Annotated in this window: 21 protein-coding genes and 1 pseudogene; 8 read left to right on the top strand and 14 right to left on the bottom strand. The window is 69.0% G+C overall.

The features are described 5' to 3' along the window. Nucleotides 1–2 precede the first annotated feature (2 nt). Nucleotides 3–977, top strand: coding sequence for an RNA ligase family protein (locus ACX114_RS20280; RefSeq protein WP_459286887.1), 975 nt, complete (start codon nucleotides 3–5; stop codon nucleotides 975–977). Between the two features lie 6 nt (nucleotides 978–983). Here ACX114_RS20280 and ACX114_RS20285 read toward each other — a convergent pair whose 3' ends face one another. Together ACX114_RS20285 and sitA5 are read right to left on the bottom strand one after the other, a co-directional pair. Continuing rightward, nucleotides 984–1346: a hypothetical protein gene (locus ACX114_RS20285; RefSeq protein ID WP_459286888.1), complete on the bottom strand. Its 363-nt coding sequence runs from the start codon at nucleotides 1344–1346 to the stop codon at nucleotides 984–986. Next, nucleotides 1343–2590, bottom strand: a pseudogene (sitA5, locus tag ACX114_RS20290) (SitA5 family polymorphic toxin). Before sitA5 ends, ACX114_RS20285 begins: the two are co-directional and overlap by 4 nt. 81 nt (nucleotides 2591–2671) lie before the next feature. On the opposite strand from sitA5, the gene ACX114_RS20295 reads away from it, so the two are divergent. Further along, nucleotides 2672–3055: a hypothetical protein gene (locus ACX114_RS20295; RefSeq protein WP_459286889.1), complete on the top strand. Its 384-nt coding sequence runs from the start codon at nucleotides 2672–2674 to the stop codon at nucleotides 3053–3055. 7 nt (nucleotides 3056–3062) lie between these two features. Here the strand turns inward: ACX114_RS20295 and ACX114_RS20300 are convergent, their stop codons facing one another. From ACX114_RS20300 to xerD, 5 genes are all read right to left on the bottom strand, one after another. After that, on the bottom strand, nucleotides 3063–3506 hold the full coding sequence (locus ACX114_RS20300; protein ID WP_459286890.1) for a PAS domain-containing protein: 444 nt from the start codon (nucleotides 3504–3506) through the stop codon (nucleotides 3063–3065). Nucleotides 3507–3634: 128 nt separating this feature from the next. Continuing rightward, nucleotides 3635–4378, bottom strand: a complete 744-nt coding sequence (locus ACX114_RS20305) for a glutathione S-transferase family protein (RefSeq protein WP_459286891.1) — start codon at nucleotides 4376–4378, stop codon at nucleotides 3635–3637. Between the two features lie 57 nt (nucleotides 4379–4435). Further along, nucleotides 4436–6310 carry a hypothetical protein gene (locus tag ACX114_RS20310; RefSeq protein ID WP_459286892.1) on the bottom strand — a complete coding sequence of 625 codons (1875 nt, stop codon included), beginning with the start codon at nucleotides 6308–6310 and terminating at the stop codon, nucleotides 4436–4438. A gap of 23 nt (nucleotides 6311–6333) precedes the next feature. Further along, complete coding sequence (locus tag ACX114_RS20315) at nucleotides 6334–7866, bottom strand: hypothetical protein (protein ID WP_459286893.1); 1533 nt, start codon at nucleotides 7864–7866, stop codon at nucleotides 6334–6336. Nucleotides 7867–8127: 261 nt separating this feature from the next. After that, on the bottom strand, nucleotides 8128–9066 hold the full coding sequence (gene xerD, locus ACX114_RS20320; RefSeq protein WP_459286894.1) for a site-specific tyrosine recombinase XerD: 939 nt from the start codon (nucleotides 9064–9066) through the stop codon (nucleotides 8128–8130). A 126-nt stretch (nucleotides 9067–9192) separates the two neighbouring features. Between xerD and ACX114_RS20325 the strand changes: the two genes are divergently transcribed. Then, a complete protein-coding gene (locus tag ACX114_RS20325) occupies nucleotides 9193–9507 on the top strand; it encodes a hypothetical protein (protein WP_459286896.1) in 315 nt (104 codons plus the stop codon). A gap of 28 nt (nucleotides 9508–9535) precedes the next feature. On the opposite strand, the gene ACX114_RS20330 is transcribed toward ACX114_RS20325, so the two are convergent. Genes ACX114_RS20330 through ACX114_RS20355 form a run of 6 tightly spaced genes read right to left on the bottom strand, consistent with a single transcriptional unit; the run spans nucleotide 9536 to nucleotide 14606 of the window. After that, a complete protein-coding gene (locus tag ACX114_RS20330; protein ID WP_459286898.1) occupies nucleotides 9536–10522 on the bottom strand; it encodes a hypothetical protein in 987 nt (328 codons plus the stop codon). 23 nt (nucleotides 10523–10545) lie between these two features. Next, complete coding sequence (locus ACX114_RS20335; protein WP_459286900.1) at nucleotides 10546–11166, bottom strand: L-threonylcarbamoyladenylate synthase; 621 nt, start codon at nucleotides 11164–11166, stop codon at nucleotides 10546–10548. A 52-nt stretch (nucleotides 11167–11218) separates the two neighbouring features. Continuing rightward, the gene (locus tag ACX114_RS20340) at nucleotides 11219–12517 is read right to left on the bottom strand and encodes a cation:proton antiporter (protein ID WP_459286902.1); all 1299 of its coding nucleotides are present in this window, start codon (nucleotides 12515–12517) and stop codon (nucleotides 11219–11221) included. Continuing rightward, nucleotides 12514–13749, bottom strand: coding sequence for a sodium:proton exchanger (locus ACX114_RS20345; protein ID WP_459286904.1), 1236 nt, complete (start codon nucleotides 13747–13749; stop codon nucleotides 12514–12516). Before ACX114_RS20345 ends, ACX114_RS20340 begins: the two co-directional genes overlap by 4 nt. Nucleotides 13750–13781: 32 nt before the next feature. Next, nucleotides 13782–14120, bottom strand: a complete 339-nt coding sequence (locus ACX114_RS20350; protein WP_459286905.1) for a hypothetical protein — start codon at nucleotides 14118–14120, stop codon at nucleotides 13782–13784. Between the two features lie 39 nt (nucleotides 14121–14159). After that, nucleotides 14160–14606 (bottom strand): general stress protein, encoded by a 447-nt coding sequence (locus tag ACX114_RS20355; protein WP_459286907.1) that lies wholly within the window; start codon nucleotides 14604–14606, stop codon nucleotides 14160–14162. 316 nt (nucleotides 14607–14922) lie between these two features. On the opposite strand from ACX114_RS20355, the gene ACX114_RS20360 reads away from it, so the two are divergent. After that, the gene (locus ACX114_RS20360; protein WP_459286909.1) at nucleotides 14923–15666 is read left to right on the top strand and encodes a TVP38/TMEM64 family protein; all 744 of its coding nucleotides are present in this window, start codon (nucleotides 14923–14925) and stop codon (nucleotides 15664–15666) included. On the opposite strand, the gene ACX114_RS20365 is transcribed toward ACX114_RS20360, so the two are convergent. Further along, nucleotides 15653–16558 (bottom strand): LysR family transcriptional regulator, encoded by a 906-nt coding sequence (locus ACX114_RS20365; protein WP_206794553.1) that lies wholly within the window; start codon nucleotides 16556–16558, stop codon nucleotides 15653–15655. The two genes, ACX114_RS20360 and ACX114_RS20365, sit on opposite strands and share 14 nt — an antisense overlap. A gap of 103 nt (nucleotides 16559–16661) precedes the next feature. Here ACX114_RS20365 and ACX114_RS20370 point away from each other — a divergent pair, with 103 nt between their 5' ends. From ACX114_RS20370 to thiD, 4 genes are all read left to right on the top strand, one after another. Beyond that, nucleotides 16662–17312 carry an NADPH-dependent F420 reductase gene (locus ACX114_RS20370; RefSeq protein ID WP_459286911.1) on the top strand — a complete coding sequence of 217 codons (651 nt, stop codon included), beginning with the start codon at nucleotides 16662–16664 and terminating at the stop codon, nucleotides 17310–17312. A gap of 86 nt (nucleotides 17313–17398) precedes the next feature. Continuing rightward, on the top strand, nucleotides 17399–18412 hold the full coding sequence (locus tag ACX114_RS20375; protein WP_459286913.1) for an alpha/beta fold hydrolase: 1014 nt from the start codon (nucleotides 17399–17401) through the stop codon (nucleotides 18410–18412). Nucleotides 18413–18424: 12 nt separating this feature from the next. After that, nucleotides 18425–18901, top strand: a complete 477-nt coding sequence (locus ACX114_RS20380; protein WP_459300221.1) for a GNAT family N-acetyltransferase — start codon at nucleotides 18425–18427, stop codon at nucleotides 18899–18901. Between the two features lie 12 nt (nucleotides 18902–18913). Beyond that, the gene (thiD, locus tag ACX114_RS20385; protein ID WP_459286915.1) at nucleotides 18914–19723 is read left to right on the top strand and encodes a bifunctional hydroxymethylpyrimidine kinase/phosphomethylpyrimidine kinase; all 810 of its coding nucleotides are present in this window, start codon (nucleotides 18914–18916) and stop codon (nucleotides 19721–19723) included. Nucleotides 19724–20040 lie beyond the last annotated feature (317 nt).

The following is a 20040-nucleotide window of genomic DNA, read 5'->3' on the forward strand; positions in this document are numbered from 1 at the left end:
CCATGCGCTTCCGACCCTTCCTGAAGATGTCCTCCGCGGGTGATGCACGGGGGCAGGCCAGTCCTTCCGGGAGCTGGGTGGCACTGGAGAAGCTCCATGGCGCGCAGCTCGTCCTGGGCGTTCAGGACGGGTCGGTCCACTTTGGCAAGCGCAAGGCGTGGCTCGAGGAGGGGGACTCCTTCTTCGGATGGCAGCTCTTGCGCCTGTCCTTGAGCAACGCGGCCCTGGAGGCGGTCCGGGCGCTGGGGCTCACCGACGCGCGCGTCTATCTGTACGGCGAGCTGCTGGGAGGCCGCTATCCCCATCCGGAGGTCCCCGCCGTGCCTGGAATGATGCCGGTCCAGACAGGCATCTGGTACGCGCCGGGCCTTCACTGGGTGCTGTTCGATATCCTGGTGGCCCGGTCGGACGAGGACGAAGGGGTGATGCTCTCGCATCGCGACGTGGAGACGGCCGCGAGGGCCGCCGGGGTGCTCGCACCGCCCCTCGTGGCGCGAGGAACCCGGGCGCAGATGGAATCCGCGCCCACGCGAGCGCTGACGCGACTCCCCGCGATGCTGGGCCTGCCCCCGCTGGCGGACAACTGGGCGGAAGGGCTCGTCATCAAGAGCGAGCAGCCCGTGGCGCCGGGGCAGCGCGTCGCCTTCAAGCGGAAGATCGAGGAGTTCAACGAGGCCCGCTTCGACGAGAGCACGGCCTGGGATGCCCACCAGCGGCTGTCCCTCACCGAGCTTCAGGCCTGGTCCTCGCGTCTGGTGAATCCCGCGCGGATCGCCAGCGCCCTCTCGAAGTGCGGGCGCGACGACGAAGACGCGGTGGTGAGCGAAGTGGAGCTGGATGTCCGGGTGGACCTGGAGCTGGCCTTCCCTGCCGCGTGTCAGTCCCTGGATCCGGCGAGCGAGGAACGTCTGGCCGCGCATGTCCGCGACCTTGCCCGGCCGCTCATCCAACAGGCCTTGGCTGCAGCCGGGAGCTGAAGCTGATCAAGTGAATTTGAGTGTGCCCTCGCGCCACGCCTTGAGCGCGTACAAAGCTGGGGTTCTGTTGGGCCCCGGCCGAGCCGCGAGCCAAAGAAGGACGGGCTCGCCCTGCTCGGGTGCGAACTCCAGGGCATGTGTCGCGACGAAGGACCGGATGATCTCGTCCTTGCTCTGAAGCAAGGGAAGGAGCTGGGACGTCGCACCACGGCCCCGAAGCTCCCGGTACACCCCCGAGATTTTGTCTGCGGCGCGATTGGCGGACCGCGAGTCCGCGGCGTCCAGGGCCTGTCCGTATGCAATGGCGCTTTCCACGTACCACTGGATGAGTTCCTCGATGCTGGCCTTCTGGAATCTGCGCGCATTCATGGGATGACTCCGTAGTCCATGAGGATGCTCAAGCCAAAGTCGCGTTGAGCCTGGAACGATTGGCCGCTCAGCCACTGCCGCACGGTCTGCGTTAGGGAAATACGAGGATCCTTGGACGAGTAGTAGGCGCTGATCCGTTGGTGGACGGATTCGTCGAGGGCGATCACGTTGTCGGTGTTGTGCAGGGCCTGTGGACCGAAGCGCCGCACGTTTCCGTCCGTCTGCTCAACGATGTGGTGCCACTGCTTCCCGGGGCCCGCAGGCCCTCGTGCTCGCTTGAGGGCACTGAAGGAGTTCCAGGAGCTCGCGCCGGCCAGCGGAACTCCGCTCCCTTTCGCCGCCATGGCGACGACCGTGGACGGCAGGGCGAGCGTGATGACTCCGCCCGAGACGGACACCGCCCTCACCTGCTCGAGGCTCGCGACGTTGACGCCTATGCGCGAGGCCACCGCCGCACCTCCCGGGAAGTTCGGCAACGTCGCGAGTCGGGCCGCCAGCAACGACGCGCCACCGGTCATTCCATGGCTCACCGCGACCGTGGTCGCGAGCACCAGGACTCGTGCGATGGACGGCCCTACCCGCGTCGCGAAGCGCTGGCCGGACGCATCCAGCTCCTTCCACGTGGAGGCCCGGTCCGTCGCGAGCTTCAGGTCCTGGCTCGCTTCAATCAGCTCCAGGAACGTCTCCGCACCCAGGTAGATCAGGAGCAGCGCTGAGATGACCGCGGCGGCCTTGGTGAAGGCAGGCTCAGGATTCGCGGCCAGCGCCGCCCAGGTCACGAGTCCGGTCGCAATCACCGAGTAGAAGAGCTGCGGCGCCAGGGTCTCCTCCACGGCCCTGGAGATGCTCTCCTTCAGAGGGTCGAGTGACAGCGCCAGCGCCACGTCGAACTTGTCCCAGTCGCTCAGCCCCATCACGTCTTCGAGCAACGAGATGCAGTCCCCCCGACGAAGCCCCGGCTCGCAGAAGCCCCCGAAGGCACGGTCCGTATCCCCCGTGGCATAGGAGGCGCGGACCCAGTCGACTGGCCGCGAAGCCCGGAGGCGCAGAGGTGTCACCAGCACCAGCTCGGTCAGCGCCTCCTCGAAGGCACCCTCCCCCACCGTCACCGCCCGGACGGAGGAAGGCGGGCTGTACTCGATGGGTGCACCGTCGCCCGTATCCAGCCGCACCCTGCCCCGTGGGGCGGCTCACGCTCCCAGCAAGGCGAGGAGCAGGACAGCGAGCTGGACTCGAAAGGCCATGGACCCCTCCGGGTCCCCTCCCTAGCGTGTGACTCGACCCCAGGGGAAGCCCGGTGGGTCCTCGAAGAACGGAGCACGCGGATGGACCTGGCAGCCCGTGAGCGGATCACCCTCGTGGAGGTGCTCGAACGGACAGCGCCCTTCCCTGTCTTCACCGCCACCATTCAGGCCGCGGTCCAACGCCTGGAATCCGAAGGCGTGCGCAGCCTGCTCAGCATCCAGTTCCACGCCCGGCCTGATGACACGGAGGTCGGCGTGATCATCACGTTCGCGGACTCGCTCCAGGTCATGGAGCACATCCGGCGGATCTCCGGGTGGCCGGAGTTCAAGGCGCTCCTTGGCGTCGCGAAGCCCGTGGACGTGCGCGTCTACGGGCGGCTTGGCGAGGAGGCACATGCCTGGCTCCGGACGATGAACGTCGTGAGCAAGGTCTTCGAAAGCCCCGTGGCGGGCTTCGTGCGCTGACGCGGCTTCAGCGCGCGTCCGGCATCTTCTTGTCGGACACCAGCACCCAGACCGAATCCGTCTTGTCGCTGTAGAACAGCGTGATGGCCACGTGGCGCGCGCCGTGCGCGAAGCGGAAGACGAAGCCAAACGTCTGGTAGAGCTTCTTCGCCCTCACGCCCTCCTGGAACAGGCCGAAGAACTGCCGCACGCGCGTGCACGGCGCGACGTCGTAGAAGAAGTTCTTGCCGATCTGCTCGCGCGCCTGGATGCGCGCCAGCGCGGCCTCGGTCCGGTTGAACTTGAGGATCCGCCCCTGTCCGTCGAGCTGGATCATCCCCAGCGGGAGGTGATCCAGCTCCATCTCCGACATGCCGTCGACGCGCTGGATGAGCGCGTCGAGCGACTCCAGCGAGGTCGCTTGCAGGGGGAAGGGTTCGCCAGTGGGGGGAGTGTGCGGGGTCGGGTTCATGCGCGAACCGTAGAAGACGTCCGCACCGGCACGTCCGTGCGATGGCGGTGTCCAACGTTTGATCGTTGGGTGGTGTGCTTCCATGCGCGAACAACCCTCCGCTTTCCGACGAAAGCCCCCCACAGGCCTCAGCTCGCGGCGCGCAGGGACACGCCCGCGGTGCGGGGCGCCGCGTCCACCCGTCCGAGCCAGGCGCTCAATCGCTCGCGCCGCTCCACCTCCGCGCCCTGCCAGGGCGTGAGCGGCGTGCGCAGGCTCTGCAACTGCGCGAACAGGGCCAGGTCCGCCACGCTCAGCGCCCCTGCCAACCAGTAGCCCTGCTCCGGCGCCCGCGCGTCCAACTGGTCCAACAGCACTCCGAACCGTCGCCAGCAGGCCTCCGGGCCCGCGCGCCAGACGTCCCGCGCCACCAGCCGCTCCACCTGCTTGCGGCGGATCAGCGTCGGGACCACCGCGCGCACCGGCGCCGGCATGAAGTGGAAGAACGCGGCGCGCGTCCGGGGCCAGTTGCGGTCATCCGCCCAGCGGGACGCGACCAGGAAGCCGTTGAGGGACGTGTCCGCCAGCTCCTCCCAGAGCAGCGCCTCCGGCGACGCGTCGATGCGGCCCGGCGCCAGCTGCTGGATGCGCGCGAGGATGGCCGTGGAGTCCGGCACCGCCTCCTTGCCCACCAGCAACACCGGCACCTGGCCGGTGGGGTTGTGCGCGCGGTGGGAGGCCGGGTTGTCCGCGCAGCCTCGCGCGTAGGGCAACCCCGCGTACTTCAAGGCGCGGTGGGCCTTGAGGCAGAAGGGAGAGTAGCTCTCGATGCCCGGCAGGCCGGTGTCGGCCAGCTCCAGCAGGGTCAGGGGTGGCAAGGCGTTCGCGTTCATGACGCCATCCTGGGCCCGCCGTGTGACAGCCGTCTGTCAGGATAGTGACCGGGCGGCTCAGCTGTCCCAGTGGATGTCCAGCCACTTCAACCCGGGGCTCCCCGTCTGGAAGGGGGTGAGCATCTGCTTGCGGTAGCTCATCACCACCTCGGTCATCGTCTTCTCCAGGAACCTCCGGATGTCCCCGTGGTCCTCGAAGTATTTGTCGATGCTCTTCAGGGCCGCCTGGATGCCCCGCACCTCCGTGCCGGTGTAGCCGTTGGTGAACTCCTCGCGCGTGCGCACGAGCATGAGGAAGGTGGTGAGCTCATCCGCGACGACCGGAGGGATGAACTCGTAGTGCATGGCGATGAAGGCGGCGATCTCGTTCTTCGTGCCGCCCAGGAAGTTGACGTTCGCCGGATCCAGCGAGGCGCCGCTCAGGCTGTTGCAGTACGCCCGCATCACGTCCTTGAGCGCCGCCAGTTGGCGCACGTCCGCGACGGACTGGATCTGATAGTTCGTCAGCGCCTTCAGCTTGCTCCCGAGCTCGCCCTGCGGAGGGACCAGCATGAAGGACGCCGCGCCCAGGACGTCGATGCGGCAGCGGTCGGAGAACTTCTTGCGCAGCCCGATGGCGGCCTCCTTCACCGCGCCCTTGCGCCGCGACAGGCTCCGGAAAAGCCAGCCTTCGTCGTGGATGGCCTCCAGCTTCGGGTCGTTGATCTTGTTGTCCTTCACGGCCACGAGCTTGCTGTCGACCAGCAGCTTCGCCACGCCTGACGCGCTGTCGTTCACTTCATTCCCGATGCAGTAGACGTAGTAGTGGACCCCCTCCAGCGTCGTCAGCAGCGTCTGGGTCTTGTTGGGCTCATCCTTGTAGGCCGTCACCTTCAGGGTCGTGCCCGGGCCGTTCGCGACCACCGAGGAGGTCACGCCCTTCTGGAGCGTCGACGTGATGCCCGCGTGCTCGTACCTCCCGGTCGTGCTCTTCGCGAGCGCGGGGGCATGCACGAGCAGGGAGTTGGCGAGGATGTTCACGCCGGAGCGCACCAGCCAGTGCACCTTGTGGCCGTACCGCATGATCTGCTCGGCCGCGTCGATCGCCGCGTTTCCGCCCTGGAGACAGATGGTCTTGCCCTTCTCCCCGCTCGTCGCCAGGTGCCGCATGAGCTGATCCATGTCCATGATCCGCCGGTCGGTCTCCCACCCCTGGGGCGCCGTGATGCCGTTGGCCACCGACGGCTTGAGGTAGCTCCCGTTGCCCGTCATCAGGAGCAGCTCGCGGGCCTTGATGGGCTCATGGACGGTCTCGAACCTCGCCGGCGTGAAGGTGATGACGAAGCAGTCTTCGTCCTCGCTCCAGTCGATCTTCGTCACGTGCCCCCAGAGTCGGGTCAGCCCGTGCCGTTTGGCGCGGCGAATCACCTCCAGCCACTCCTCCTTGAAGCTCTCGCGAGAGGTGTAGCCCTGGGACTGCTCGAAGACGTCAGCGTCGTCCTGCACCGTGTCGTGCGTCTCGAAGACCTTCCACCACTCCTCCACGATCGTGCTCCGCGACATGTCGTTGCGGAACCGGGAGAGCGGCCGGGTGCTGACCACCTGACGTGAGTGATTGACGAAGTAGTTGCCGCCCCGGCCCGTCTGCTGGTCCGTCTTGTTGATGTGCCACGGGTTGCTCATGCCGATGAGCACCGTGTTGGCGAGCACGGCGCGCTCGGACGTGAGGTCCAGCGCCTCCTTGTTCTGGGGCGTCCGCATGTCGGTGTCCCTGTCACCGACGAACAGCAGGTGCTCCAGCGCCTTCTTGCGGGCCTCCTGGCCCTCCACTTCACCGAGCTGCTTCGTGAGCTGCTCCCGGATGCCCGACGTGAGGTCGGACCCCATGCGCGCATCGAGGTAATACATGGCACCGCCACCCGCGCCGATGATGGCCTTGTCGAAGATGGGCATGGAGTCCTCCCGAGCTCACCGGCCTACAGGCCGTTGTACTTGAGGTTGAGCGGGTTGACGGGCGGCGTGCCGCGGGACAGGTCGGCGTCCTCGAAGGCCTTCATGCCGCTGCTGCCCTGCGTCGCCTTCTGCCACGCGGGCAGCGACTTGAAGGCGAACACCATGTCGAAGTCCATGGGCACCGTCCCGGGATCCAGCGGCACGTTGCCCGGGTTGTTCTGGAACCACTTCATCCAGGCCTGCGAACCGGGCGGCTCCAGGACGAGCGCGTCCTTGTTCGGCCCCACGACCGTCGGCGGCATCGTGGTGGTGGGCAAGAGGAACGTCTTCATGGGCCACTCGGCCACGCTGTGGCAGCTCATGCACGACGAGGCCTGCACGGCGGGCACGATCTGCCCGTTGATGGAGGCCGGCGCCACCACCGCGCCGTCGTTCGGGCCGGACAGGCGGCCACCCCACCCCAGTGTCGCCGTGGAGTACGCGGGCGCCGCGGGGTTGATGACCGTCTCCTGCAGCGGCATGCCCGGGTTGAGCGTGGAGTTGACGTTGGGATCATCCCCCCACATCGCGCCCAGGGGGATCATCTTGTCCCAGGGGCTGCCCGGCACGCGCATGTCATAGACGAGCGTGGAGAACACCCAGCCCGTCTTGGGCGCCGTCTTGGTGTCCTTGACGATGATGTCGAACTGCATGATCGACGCGTTCATCGTCACCGGCTTCGCGCCCGAAGGGCCGTTGGGCGGCGGCACGTAGACGGGCCACAGCGACGCGCCCTGCATCACCGGCCAGTCCTTGGCCAGCGCGCTCGTCAGCGCCACCTTGATGACGATGGAGCCTTCCGGGAACTGCGCGGACGTGTTGTTGAGCGTGGGCACCATCGCCGTCTTGCCCCACACCTGGCCCAGCGCGTACGCCGCCACCTTGTCGTAGTAGGTCAGCACGTACGTCGTCATGTCGACCTTGAGGCCGGACGCGGCGAAGGTGGCCGCGGGGAACTCGGAGCCCACGTACGTGCCGTGGATGCTCTCTCGGATGGAGGCGAGCCACGGCTCGTTGTACCAACCCTCCTTCGCCGCATCCCACCGGCGGTAGTCGTAGAGCAGCGTCTGCATGGACGGCGCGATGTACGCCTTCAGCGCGTTGACGTACGCGAGCGCGTTCGCCTTGGAGATGGGCTGCCCCTTGAGCGCGGCGATCCACGGCGGATTGGCCGGCGGCGCCACGGGCGTCTGCGGGTAGTCGTGGCTCAGGCTGAACAGCGGGCCCTGGTACTGCCAGGACGGCGGGATGTTGCCGTTGTTGTCCGCGAAGGGGTTGGCGTTCACGCCGTTGCGCTCGAAGGCCTCACGGGCCACGGCGAACGGCGTGCGGGTCTTGGAGGATTCCTCGGGGGCGGTGGCGGAGGCCGGCACCACGTTGGCGGTGGGCGCCTTCTTGGGCGGCGGCTTCGCTTCCGCCGCGTTCGCTTCCGGCACCTTGCATCCGGAGAGGGACAGCGCCACGCAGCCGGTGAGGGCCAGGACGCCTGACATCAGGGATTGGCGAGAACGCTTCATGGACGAGCAGACCTTCGTGGGCCACACCGCGCCCGAGTGGGGTGGAACGCGACGACCGTGCGACAGGCCAGCGGACGTCATGTCCGCTGGCGCCGTCCTGCACTGCACACGGCGATCCACTTCCCGAAGAATGCTGCGCTTCCTCTGCGAACCCGCTTCAGCGGCACGCGCACGCGCTCAGCGCGCGTCTTCACCGCAAGCGATTGCGTTCGCGCGCGACGCACGCGCCACGCGCCCCTCCCCGCGGTCCAGGGTCCCCCCCTACCCCGGAGTGGACGGGCGCTTGCGCGCGGACGGCTTGGGCTTGAACGCGTCGCTGCGCGGGTGGAACTCGTCGTACACCTTGCGCAGCCGAGCGCTGTTGACGTGCGTGTAGATCTGCGTCGTCGCCAGGTCCGCGTGTCCCAACATCTGCTGCACCGCGCGAAGGTCCGCGCCACGCTCCACCAGGTGCGTGGCGAACGAGTGGCGCAGCTTGTGCGGCGACAAGGGCTTGAGGATGCCGGCCTTCAGCGCGTAGCGCTTGAGCAGCTTCCAGAAGCCCTGCCGCGTGAAGCCCTCCCCGCGCGGCGTGACGAACAGCGCGTCCGCCTGGCGCTTGCCCAACAGCTCCGGCCGCGACCGGGACAGGTACTCCTGGACGATCTCGATGGCCACGCGCCCCAGCGGGACGATGCGCTCCTTAGAGCCCTTGCCCTTGGTGACGAGATAGCCGGACGTGAGCTGCACGTTGTTGAGCTCCAGCGTGCACAGCTCCGTCACGCGCAGGCCGGTGGCGTAGAGCACTTCAATCATGGCCTTGTCGCGCAGGCCCGTGACGGTGCGCGCGTCGGGCGCGGCGAGCAGCTGCTCCACCTCCTCCAGCGTGAGGAACACGGGCAGCTTGCGGGGCGACTTCGGCGTGTCCACGTCCTCCGTGGGGTCCTTGTCCGCCATCCGCTCCGCCACGAGGAAGCGGTGGAAGACGCGCAGCGCGGCCAGGTGGCGCGCCTGGCTGCGGCGTCCCAGGCCCCGCTTGCCCAGCGTCACCAGGTGCGCGAGCACGTCCTCCTGGGTGACGCGCGCCACGTCCTCCTTGCCGCGCGAGCGCAGGTCCTCGAAGTACACGGTGAGGTCCGCCGCGTAGGCGTCCACCGTCTTGCCGGACAGGCCCCGCTCCGCGCGGATGAAGGCGATGAACGCGTCGAGCAGTCCTTCCATGGTCCGCGGAAGGCTACCGGACGCGCTCCCGGGGGCAACTCCCTGACGGCCCCACCCGCCACGCCGTTGCCTTCACCCCGGGAAGCGGTCCACCCTGCCGCTTCCCACACTCAAGGAGCGACGAAGATGCGTGCACAGGCATGGATGTGGATGGCGGTCCTCACGCTGGCCAGCGTGGGCACGACGGCCCTGGCCCAGACGCCTGCGCCCGTGGCGAAGGAGCAGAAGACCCGGACGGGCAAGGTGAAGAGCGTCAGCCCCTCCAGCATCCAGTTGGAGGGCGCCACCAAGGACGCCCCGCCGCTCACCTACGTGGTGGACACGACCAAGCCCCAGCTCACGCAGGCGCTCCAGGGCATCCGGGCCGGGGACTCCGTGAAGCTGACCTACGCTCCCAACGACGTGGGCGCGAAGGTCGTCACGAACGTGGAGAAGCAGTAGCAGCGCCTGCCGGCGGCCCCAGGCACCTTCAGGCCTGGGGCTCCACCGAGGCCTCCTGGGCGTGCGCGCGCTCCAGCGCCTCCACCACCCAGGGCCAGCCCACCAGGATGTTGCCCGGCGAGCGCAGGCACGCGTCCGCCACCGCCAGCACCTCCGCCGGCCGCGAGCGCACCGCCAGCGCCAGGTGACGGCTCAGGAACGGGTGCGGCAGGTAGCTCAGGTTGTGGTGGCGCACCGGCACCCAGCGCAGCGTGGGCTTCCCCGTGAAGCGCTCCACCGCGTACGCCACCGCCTGCGCCAGCACCTCCAGCGCGTAGAACGGCAGCCGGAACGCGCACGTCAGGAAGGCCACCAGCGCGCTCGCCGCCACCGCGCCCGCGAAGGACACCGTGGAGGCGCTGCTCCACACCAGCATGGGCACCAGGCTCGTGGCGATGGCCGCCACCTGCACGTTGCGCACGGACGGACCGCGCCCGCTGCTCAGCCCGCCAATGCTGCCCGCGGACAGGCCGGACACGATGCCCAGGCACAGGCCCACCGTCATCGCCGCCCCGCCTCCGTGCTCCGGACCGAAGGCGCCGCCCGCCGTGGCGTGCAGCCCCGCCAGCATGGACACGCTCGCCAGCGAGCCCAGCAGCACGCCGGACGCGAGCCCCGACACCAGCGCCACCAGCAGCCCCACCGCGCTGCACAGCGCCGCGGAGACCAGGTACACGCCCCGCATCGGCACGCCCATCAGCCGCAGCCCCAGCCCCGCGAGCACCGTGAGGGTGGGCGACAACACGACGAGCAGGAGCAGCATCCGCGCCACGTAGGCCCCGGCGGCGCGGCCTCCTTCGGCCTGCTCCCGCCACAGCTGCCCGATGCGGCCCGCCGGCGAGCGGATGCCCGCTTCGCGCAGCCGGTAATGCAAATCAATGGGGCGGAGCACCAAGAGGCCCAGCAGCGCGAGCGCGCCCGGCACCCGCTCCGGTGAGTCGACGACAGGCGTTGCTGGTAGGTCCCCCTCGGCCAAGACTTCCCCCTCTGGAAAGGATTTCAGGACTCCAGACTACCCTTGCCCTGCCTCAGGATTTCAAGCGTATCGCCTATCAGTGAAACCACCGTGGACGGCTCGTTCAAGGTGACGCCACCATCCAGAATCAAATCCAGCCCATGCCCCAGCGCCGTCTTGATATCCCGCGCGTCAGAAAGAACCGTACCATCGGTATGGGTTGCTGACGTGGTGATGAGCGGGCGGCCGAGCGCTCTCGCCAGCTCGCGGGGCAAGGCGGCGTCCGGCACGCGCAGGCCCACCTGCTTCTGCTTCGTCATCATCACCTCCGGCACCAGGCGTGTGGCCTCCAGGATGAAGGTGAAGGCCCCCGGCGTGAGCCCCTTCATGGCGCGGTAGGCGAAGTTGCTCACGTGCGCGTAGCGGGCCACGTCCGACAGGTCCGGGCACAAGAGTGACAGCGGCTTTTTCTTGTCGCGACCTTTGAGCTGGTACAGCCGCTCAATGGCTTTCTTGGCGTTCAAATCACAGCCGAGCCCGTAGTACGTGTCCGTGGGGTAGGCGATGAGGCCGCCCTTCTCCAGCACCTCCACCGCGCGTGCGACATGGCGGGGCGAGGGGTGTTCCACGTCCACCTCGAGGATGGGTGCGACGGCGGCGGGCATGACGGAGAGCTCCTGGCAGAGGCCACTCCCGGGGTGAGGGAGTGTGCCCCCACTATGCGCCGCCGCCCGCCTCCTCCGCACGGATTTCGCCACTGCCCAGGAGCGCACGCCGGGTGAGGACGGGCCCCACCAGTTCGTGAGCGGTGATCATCGCGATGATGAGCACCTCCACCTGCGGCCCGAAGGTCGGGAAGGTGCGCGACACGAGCGCCGCCAGGCCGAACGTCACGCCCGCCTGGGAGATGAGCCCCATCCACAGGAAGCGCTTGAGGCGCGGATCCTCCGCGGGCGCGAACTTGCGGCACGCGCCCCAGATGGCCAGGCCGCGCAGCGCCACGAGCATCAGCGCGGCCGGCCCCACGGTCACCAGCGCGTCCAGCTTCAGCCCCGCCCCCGCCGCGGCGAAGAAGAGCGCGAACACCGGCAGGCCCGCCTGGTTGATGGCCTGGTGGATGCGGTGGCCCTCGCGCTCGTCCAGGTTCGCGATGATCGCCCCGGCCGCCAGCGACACCAGCAGCGGCGACAGGTGCAGCCGCGCCCCGCCCTCGGCCGCCGCGAAGGACAGGCCCACGAGGAACAGCGGCAGCTCGCGGTTGACGCCCCTCATGTACAGGAGCATCGCCACGGCCAGCAGGCACCCCACCGCCACGGAGCCGAACAGCTCCCACCCCACCCCGCCCACCAGCGCGGCCAGGTCCAGGCCGTTGCCGAACGTCGCACGGGTGATGCCCGCGGCCAGGCCGAAGGCCACCATCACGAACAGGTCCCCGATGATGACCAGCGCCATCAGGAACTCCGTGAAGGGGCCGCGCGCGGACGTCTCCTGCACGATGGCGATGGTCACCGTGGGGGAGAACGACACCACCACCGTGGACATGAGCGCGCTCACCGCCAGCGCCTGCGGCACCGTCATGGGGGACAGGAACGGCAGCACGGGCTTGAGCGCGAACGTGGCCGCGAAGCACACCGCGAACGTCACCCCGCACACCGCCGCGCAGAGCAGCGCCACGCGCGCGCCCACCCGGCGGATGAGCCCCAGGTGCAGCTCCGTGCCCGCGACCAGCGCGATGAGGCTCACCGCCAGCCCCTTCACCAGCTCCAGCCCCTTCACGCCCGCGTTGGGAATGAAGCCCAGCGCGTACGGCCCCACCGCCACGCCCACCAGCAGGTAGCCGGTGAGGCGCGGCAGGCCCAGTCCCTTGGCCACCTTGCCCGCGAACAGGCCACACAACAGCAGCGCGCCCGCCGCCAGCAGCACCGGCGTGCCCGCGTCCGCGCGAACCACCTTCGCCTGGGTGATGGCCGCCAGGAGCCCCATGAGCAGCAGCAACCGGAAGATGGACCCCTTCACGCCGCCACCCCCGCGTCACCGGCGGAGGCCGTGTCGCGCAAGGCCTTGGCCTTCCGCTCTCCGTTCAGCACGTGCCGGAAGGCCCCGTGCGCGAGCATCTCGTTGACGACCGCGCCCACCGCCACCACGTCCAGCACCCGCTGCGACAGCGAGCCCGGCACCAGCATCACGTACTCGGCCACCAGGCACAGCGCCAGACCGCCCTGGGAGATGAGCGCGTAGCCGAAGCGCGGCGGCAGATCCAACACGCCCGCGGTGAGCCGCTGCGCGAACCGTCCTCCCAGCACCTTGCCCAGGAAGCGCAGCCCCACGAACGCGGGCAACATCGCCCAGGCGGACACGTCACGCGCGTGGATCTGACAGCCCACCAGGAACACCAGCACCAGGTACGTGGGCCGCTCCACGCGCGAGAGCGCCCGCGCCACCCGCTCCGCCGTGCGCCCGCCCATCAGCGCCAGTGTCGCGCCGCAGGCCACGCCCGCCAGCAGCGACGACAGCCGCAGGTACGCCGCCGCGCCGCCCACCAGCGCCACCATGCCCAGCGTCACCGTGGTCTGCTCCGCCAGGTCCTTGAGCGAATACGTGAGGAACGCCAGGAGCGCCCCGCACGCCACGCCCAAGAGCAGCGCCAGCCCCAACAGGCCCAGCCCCTCCGCCGCGTTGCCGGTGACGCCCAGCACCAGGCCCAGCGCGAGCACGCCCAGGCCCACCGCGTCGTCCATCATCGTGAGCAGCGCCACGCCCAGGCCCCGCGCGCGCTCCAGCCGCCCGTTGCGGTAGCCCAGCACCGCGAAGTGGCCGGAGGACAGGCTCGCCGCCGCGCCCAGGAGCGCCGCCGCGCCCACCGCCACCAGGGGCCTCAGGCCCATGGACAACAGCAGCGGGACGGACAAGGGCAGCGCGACGAAGAGGAACGCCGTGCCCGCGTGCGCGACCGCCGCCGCGTACACGGGCCGGGGCAAGAGCCGCAAGAGGCGCGGCTCCAGGTTGAGCCCGAGGAGCACGCCCCCCGTCCCCAGCCCGAGCGCCACCAGCGGGCGCAGCGAGTCCAGGTTGCGCGCGGTGAGCACGCCCAGGAGGGACGGCCCCAAAAGGGCCCCGAAGATGAGGAACAGCAGGCCGCTGGCCGCCAGCTGCGCCAGCGCCGGGAAGCGGCCCGGATCCAGGAGCGACCGGCTGGACGCGAGCAGCGACAACGCCGCGACGATGAGGAAGACGAGCAGCGCTTGCACGCAGCGTGCTTACACCCGCGCGCCCCCGCGCGTCATCCACGCCGATGCGTGGGCGCCGCCAGGACAGGCAGGGCCACCAGGCGGCCCATGGGTGGGTCGTCCGCGTCCATCTCCAACTGCACGCGCTGGAGCATGCGATCCAGCTCCTCCTGCGGGAGGGCCGGCAGCACGCTCACCAGGACGATGCGATCCTCGTCCGCGCCCAGCGCGAGGCTGCGCAGACCGGCGAACACCGGGACCTCCGCGGACAGGGCCGCGGCGGCGCTGCGCGCCCGGATGACCAGCGGTTCCGGGATGCCAAACTCCCGGAGCCGGCGGATCGCCCGCTCGGTCGTCTCCACCTGTTCGAGGAACGTGATGACCAGGTACACGCGGCCGTCATACCGGAAGACCGCGCTTCCTGTCCCCCGTTACTCGTTGCCACCCGGCTGCGCGGGCTCTTCCGGCGTCGCCGCCGGAGCGGAGGTGCCCTCGGACGCGGGGGCATTCCCGGCCTGGCCCTCCATGGCGGCGCGGGCGGCGCGCTTGCCCTCTTCAATCAGCTTCTTGACCTTCTGCCCGCCCTTGCGGCCGATCTCCTCATAGAAGTTCGGACCGCGGGTGGCCTTGACGCGATCGCCGCCCTTCTTGCCGATCTCCTCGTAGAACTTCGCGCCGCGCTCGGCCTTCACGGTCTCGCCGCCCTTGCGGCCGATCTCCTCGTAGAAGGAGCGTCCGCGCTCGGCCTTCACCGTCGCTCCGCCCTTGCGGCCGATGGTCTCGTAGAACTCGCGACCGCGCTCGTTGCGGACCGTCTCTCCGCCCTTACGCCCGGCTTCCGCCACCGTCATGCTGCCCTTGTTGTCCTTGTCCGACATGTCCGTGTCTCCTCTCGTGACTGCCCAACCCCGTCCGCGCCTTGGTGTCCCTTGCCTGAAACCTTGGGACGGAAGCGCCCCGATGCAAGCAAGCTCCGTACACCGCCAGCCGTTCTCTCCTGACATTGCATGCATAATCCCCAGGGATTTCGCGCGCTTATCAGGCCTGCTGGGCATCCGGACGGGACGGGTGATTGCCCGGCAGGACGCTCTCGCTGTTCACAACAATTCAGCCCACGTTGCCGATTCCCTGCTCGGATCCCACCTTGTGCGCAACGCCTGACACATCGGTCTGGCGGGTGTGGGGGAGGATTCCTTGGCGAGCGTCAGGAGTGGGCTGAAGACCTGGTTGCGGATCCTCGCGCCCATGGTCGTCTCCATTGGCGGTCTGGTGATGCTCCGGCTCTTGGGGCCGGACTTCATCGATCAGCGCACCATCCGGGAGCTGCTGCTGCCCCTGGGCGACTACGCACCCCTGGCCTACGTGGCCTTCCTGGCCGTGAGGCCCCTGACGCTCCTGCCGGGTCAGGTGCTCACCGCGGTGGGCGGGATGATGTTCGGAACCCTTGCCGCGACCCTCTATTCACTAACAGGCAGCTTCCTGTCCGCCACCCTGCTCTACTTCGTCGCTCGCAAGCTGGGCACGCGGCCCATGCAGCGTCTGTGCGGCAGCAAGTACCCGGCGATCGCCAAGGCGGCGCGGCGGCACGACTTCCAGTTCACGTTCCTCGCCTGCCTCAATCCGTTGTGCCCCACGGACATCATGCTGATCGCGGGCGCGGCGAGCGGCGCGCGCTTCTGGCCGTCCGTGCTGGGCGTGGTGCTGGGCACCATCCCGGGCACCTTCCTCACCGCGCAGTTCGGCAGTGGCCTGGCCCAGGGCCGCACGGTGATGACGGCGGTGTCCGCGGTGGGCATGGTGGTGTCGCTGGTGCTGGGCGTCATCTTCGGCCGCCGGTTCTACAAGGAGGTCAACGAGGCGTCGGTGGAGACTCCCGCGCCCGAGGCGGAGGCCCCGCGCGGCCTGCCCTCCGCGAAGGAAGTGCTCACCACGCCGTGACGGTGCGCAGCTCCTCCACCAGGTGCTGGAGGAGCGCGCGGACGCGGGGCACGGACTGTCGCCCCGGAAGGCACAGCGCGTGGACCGGAGGCCCTTCCGCGGCGTACTCCGCCAGGACCTCCACCAGCGCGCCCTCGCGCAGCCGCGCGTCGCTCATGAAGTCCAGCACCTGGCAGAGCCCGGCACCCGCGGCGGCCAGGTCCAGCAGCGCCGGGCCGTGATCCACGTCGATGGCCGCGCGCGTGCGCACCACTCCGGCCTTGTCGCCGCCGGGGGACTCGCGGAAGTGCCACTCGCGGGTGATGCCGCGCGGATCCACGAACTTCAGGCACGCATGGCGCTCCAGCAGTGACGGGTGCTCCGGCGTCCCGTGCCGCGCCAGGTAGGCCGGTGACGCGAGCGTCATCCAGCGCGTGGAGAAGAGCCGCCGCGCCACCAGGCTGGAGTCCTCCATCCCGCCCACGCGGATGGCCACGTCGACCTGCTCCTCCACCAGCTTGCTGAGCCGATCACTCATGCGCACGTGCAGCGTGAGCTGCGGGTGGCGGGCCTGGAGCCGCGCCAGCCGGGGCAGCAGCACGGGGCCCAGGATGAACGGCAGCGACACCGTGACGGGCCCCCTGGGCGCGCGGTGCGCCTGGGCCACCGTCTCGCGCGCGGCGCGGATCTGCGCCACGGCCTCGCGCGCCCGCTCCAGGAAGGCGACGCCCTCGGACGTGAGGGCCACCTGCCGGCTGGTGCGCTCCAGGAGTCTGGCGCCCAGCTCCTCCTCCAGCTTCCGCACCGCCTTGCTCACCGCCGCCACGGTGACGCCCAGCCGCTCCGCCGCCTTCCGGAAGCTCCGCTCCTCCGCCACGTGGAGGAACGGCAACACGCCCGTGAACAGATCCATGGGGCAGGATTGTCAACCCGAGGTTGACGATGGTTCAACCCGGACGTGCTCACGGCTGCCTGGGTTGACGATTAGGGTTCTCCCCACACGAAAGGGAGTCCTCATGAAGATCGCGATCCTGGGTACGGGCATGGTGGGCGAGACGCTGGGCAGCAAGCTGGTGGCGCTGGGCCACGAGGTGCGCATGGGCTCGCGCACGCCGGACAACGCGAAGGCCGCCGCGTGGGTGAAGAAGGCCGGGGGCAAGGCGTCGCAGGGCACGTTCCGGGACGCCGCCGCGTTCGCGGAGCTGCTCTTCAACTGCACGCTGGGCAATGCCTCGCTGGACGTCCTGAAGTCCGCGGGCGAGGAGGCCCTGCGCGGCAAGGTGCTGGTGGATGTCTCCAACCCGCTCGACTTCACCAAGGGGATGCCGCCGGTGCTCTCCACCCCTCCGGACGACTCGCTGGGCGAGCAGCTCCAGCGCGCCTTCCCGTCACTGAAGGTGGTGAAGACGCTCAACACGATGAACTGCGAGGTGATGGTGGATCCCTCGCGCGTGCCGGGCGACCACGACGTCTTCGTGTCCGGCAACGACGTGGACGCCAAGGCCCGCGTGAAGCAGCTCCTCACGGAGGGCTTCGGCTGGAAGCACGTCATCGACCTGGGCGACATCACCACCGCGCGTGGAACCGAGGCATTCCTCCCGTTGTGGCTGCGCCTGTGGGGCACCCTGCGCACCGGCGACTTCAACATCCATGTCGTGAAGCGCTGAACGCCTTGACGCGGGGGGACGCAACTTCTGGGGCCAGATGCGGATAACCTACCCAAACCCACTTCCCCCGGTGGTTGGAGGTTTCCATGAGCACGATCGACCGCACCCGTTCCCTCGCCGTGCCGTCCTCCACCCCGAAGACAGCCGCGGAGCCGCTCGCGAAGAAGCCGGCGGCGCATCAGCCCGCGTTCCAGAAGTCCTCCTTCGAATCCGCGCCGGCGCAGCAGAAGAACCTGCTGGGCGGCCTCATCGACGCGGCGGTGGGCGGCATCAAGGACATCCCCCGCTTCGTGGAGATGGGCGCCAACGTCTTCAACGCCACCACGGTGAAGGAGATCACCAGCCTCTTTGGCGGCGCGAAGCCGGACCGCGCGCAGGACGGCATGTTCGTGGGCGCGGGCGGCAAGGTGCTGCCGTCGACGACGAAGCTGGGCGACGTGCCGGGCATCACGCCGAAGAACAACCCGAACCCGGACAAGACCCTCCTCTACGTCAACGGCATCATGACGCCGACGGCGGGCCAGGTGAACGAGATGCAGGCGCTGGCGGACAGCTCCGGCGCGAAGGTGGTGGGCATCCACAACGCGACCGAGGGCCTGGTGAAGGACCTGGGCCAGTGCGTGACGGACAAGCTGGACAAGGGCAAGAACCCGGCCGTGGACACGCTGGCGGACACGCTCTACTCGGAGCTGAAGGCTGGCCGCGACGTGCACCTGGTGGGCTACAGCCAGGGCGGCCTCATCACGGCGCGCGCGCTGAACGACGTGGCCAAGCGGCTGCGCGTGGAGGACGGGCTGTCCCCCGCGCAGGTGGAGGCGAAGCTGAGCCACCTGCAGGTGGAGACCTTCGGCGCCGCGTCCACGAAGTACCCGGACGGCCCCCAGTACGTGCACTACGTCAACAACGCGGACCCCGTGCCCACGCTCACCGGCCTGGGCGGCGACGTGGATCCGCTGGCCTTCCTGAAGGACGCGGGCAAGGGCGCGGTGGTGCACCGCTTCACTGACGGCAACCTGAACCCCATCAGCAACCACATGCTGGACACGCTCTACCTGAAGCACCGCGTGGACTTCGACCAGGCCCGGCAGAACCAGTTCTGACCTACGTCAATGGTGATCCTGCGCAACGTCACGGAGGAAGACCTCCCGGTCTTCTTCGAGCACCAGCGGGACGCAGTCGCGCTGCGCATGGCCGCGTTCCCGTCGCGGGAACGCGATGCCTTCCTCACCCACTGGCGCACGAATGTCCTCCGCCCCGAGAACGTGACTCGCGCCATCGTCGTTGACGGCGTGGTCGCTGGGTACATCGGCAGTTGGGAACAGGACGGCAAGCGCCTCATCGCCTATTGGGTGGGTCGCGAGCACTGGGGCAAGGGCATCGCGACCCAGGCGCTCTCGGAGTTCCTCGTGCATGAGCCGATTCGTCCGCTCCATGCGTGGGTCGCTGTCCACAACGTCGGGTCGATCCGCGTCCTCGAGAAGTGTGGCTTCCGCACGGTGGCCCAGGAGAACCCGGAGCACGCGGACGGAGTCGCCGAGGTCCTCATGACGCTTCGAGTTCCAGGGCCCCAGGAGCCGGGGCGCGGCTAGGATGCCGCGCCCATGAAGCCCTTCCCTGTCGCAACCGCCCTCACCATCGCCGGCTCGGACAGCGGCGGTGGCGCGGGCATCCAGGCCGACCTCCGCACCTTCTCCTTCCACCGCGTGCACGGCACCAGCGCCGTGACGGCCATCACCGCGCAGAACACGCGCGGCGTCACCCGCGTGGACCTGCTCCCTCCCGAGTCCGTCACCGCGCAGGTGGACGCCGTCGCGTCGGACATGCGCGTGGACGCGGTCAAGGTGGGCATGCTCGCCCAGCGCCCGCTGATCGAAGCCGTGGCGGATCAACTGGCCCGCGTGTCGCTGGGCCCCATCGTGGTGGACCCCGTGATGGTGTCCCGCGCGGGCTCGCAGCTCATCGACAACGAGGCGGTGGAGGCGCTGCGCTCGCGCATGCTGCCCCTGGCCGCCATCCTCACGCCCAACCGCCATGAAGCAAAGCTGCTCGCGGGCATGGACATCCAGACGCTGGAGGACATGCGTGAGGCCGCCCGGCGCATCCACGCCCTGGGCTCCCGCGTGGTGCTGGTGAAGGGCGGCGGCATGCCGGGCGCGCTGCGCGGCACGGACGTGTGGTTCGACGGGACGCGCATGGAGACGCTGTCCGTGGCGCCCGTGGACACGCCGAACACGCACGGCACCGGCTGCACACTGTCCGCCGCGATCGCCGCGAGGCTCGCGCTGGGGACCCCGCCGCTGGAGGCCGTGCGGCTGGCGAAGGAGTACGTCACCTCCGCCCTGCGCTACCCGCTCGCCGTGGGCCACGGGAACGGTCCGATCGGGCACTTCTTCCCGCTGATTCACGACTGAAACACAGACAATTCAATGCAATTGATTGCAATCAATTGCAGACACCACCCCGATGAAACATGTATTTATTTGATACATGTTTCATCGGGTGCACTGAGACCCACTGAAAGCGTGATCATGTGGGCATGGCAGTTCTGATCCGGAAGGTGGATGTAGGTCCTGGCGGCATCTGTCCGCCGACAAACGGTGCGTCTTGCCCACCTGATCACTGTTTCATGTAGGCATGGCCGATCAGAACTCCAGGACTGCTCGACCGTTCAGGTCGGGCCGCGCTGAGAATGGCTAAAAGTCTGTTCAGTGCCCGTTCAGGCACCTGA

The organism is Corallococcus sp. M7 (assembly GCF_054512695.1).

What these genes read in the sequence shown, in the direction of transcription:
- ACX114_RS20280 (WP_459286887.1), top strand. Translation starts at nt 3, where the DNA reads ATGCGCTTCCGACCCTTCCTGAAGATGTCCTCCGCGGGTGATGCACGG.
- ACX114_RS20285 (WP_459286888.1), bottom strand. Translation starts at nt 1,346, where the DNA reads ATGAATGCGCGCAGATTCCAGAAGGCCAGCATCGAGGAACTCATCCAG.
- ACX114_RS20295 (WP_459286889.1), top strand. Translation starts at nt 2,672, where the DNA reads ATGGACCTGGCAGCCCGTGAGCGGATCACCCTCGTGGAGGTGCTCGAA.
- ACX114_RS20300 (WP_459286890.1), bottom strand. Translation starts at nt 3,506, where the DNA reads ATGAACCCGACCCCGCACACTCCCCCCACTGGCGAACCCTTCCCCCTG.
- ACX114_RS20305 (WP_459286891.1), bottom strand. Translation starts at nt 4,378, where the DNA reads ATGAACGCGAACGCCTTGCCACCCCTGACCCTGCTGGAGCTGGCCGAC.
- ACX114_RS20310 (WP_459286892.1), bottom strand. Translation starts at nt 6,310, where the DNA reads ATGCCCATCTTCGACAAGGCCATCATCGGCGCGGGTGGCGGTGCCATG.
- ACX114_RS20315 (WP_459286893.1), bottom strand. Translation starts at nt 7,866, where the DNA reads ATGAAGCGTTCTCGCCAATCCCTGATGTCAGGCGTCCTGGCCCTCACC.
- xerD (WP_459286894.1), bottom strand. Translation starts at nt 9,066, where the DNA reads ATGGAAGGACTGCTCGACGCGTTCATCGCCTTCATCCGCGCGGAGCGG.
- ACX114_RS20325 (WP_459286896.1), top strand. Translation starts at nt 9,193, where the DNA reads ATGCGTGCACAGGCATGGATGTGGATGGCGGTCCTCACGCTGGCCAGC.
- ACX114_RS20335 (WP_459286900.1), bottom strand. Translation starts at nt 11,166, where the DNA reads ATGCCCGCCGCCGTCGCACCCATCCTCGAGGTGGACGTGGAACACCCC.
- ACX114_RS20355 (WP_459286907.1), bottom strand. Translation starts at nt 14,606, where the DNA reads ATGTCGGACAAGGACAACAAGGGCAGCATGACGGTGGCGGAAGCCGGG.
- ACX114_RS20365 (WP_206794553.1), bottom strand. Translation starts at nt 16,558, where the DNA reads ATGGATCTGTTCACGGGCGTGTTGCCGTTCCTCCACGTGGCGGAGGAG.
- ACX114_RS20370 (WP_459286911.1), top strand. Translation starts at nt 16,662, where the DNA reads ATGAAGATCGCGATCCTGGGTACGGGCATGGTGGGCGAGACGCTGGGC.
- ACX114_RS20375 (WP_459286913.1), top strand. Translation starts at nt 17,399, where the DNA reads ATGAGCACGATCGACCGCACCCGTTCCCTCGCCGTGCCGTCCTCCACC.
- thiD (WP_459286915.1), top strand. Translation starts at nt 18,914, where the DNA reads ATGAAGCCCTTCCCTGTCGCAACCGCCCTCACCATCGCCGGCTCGGAC.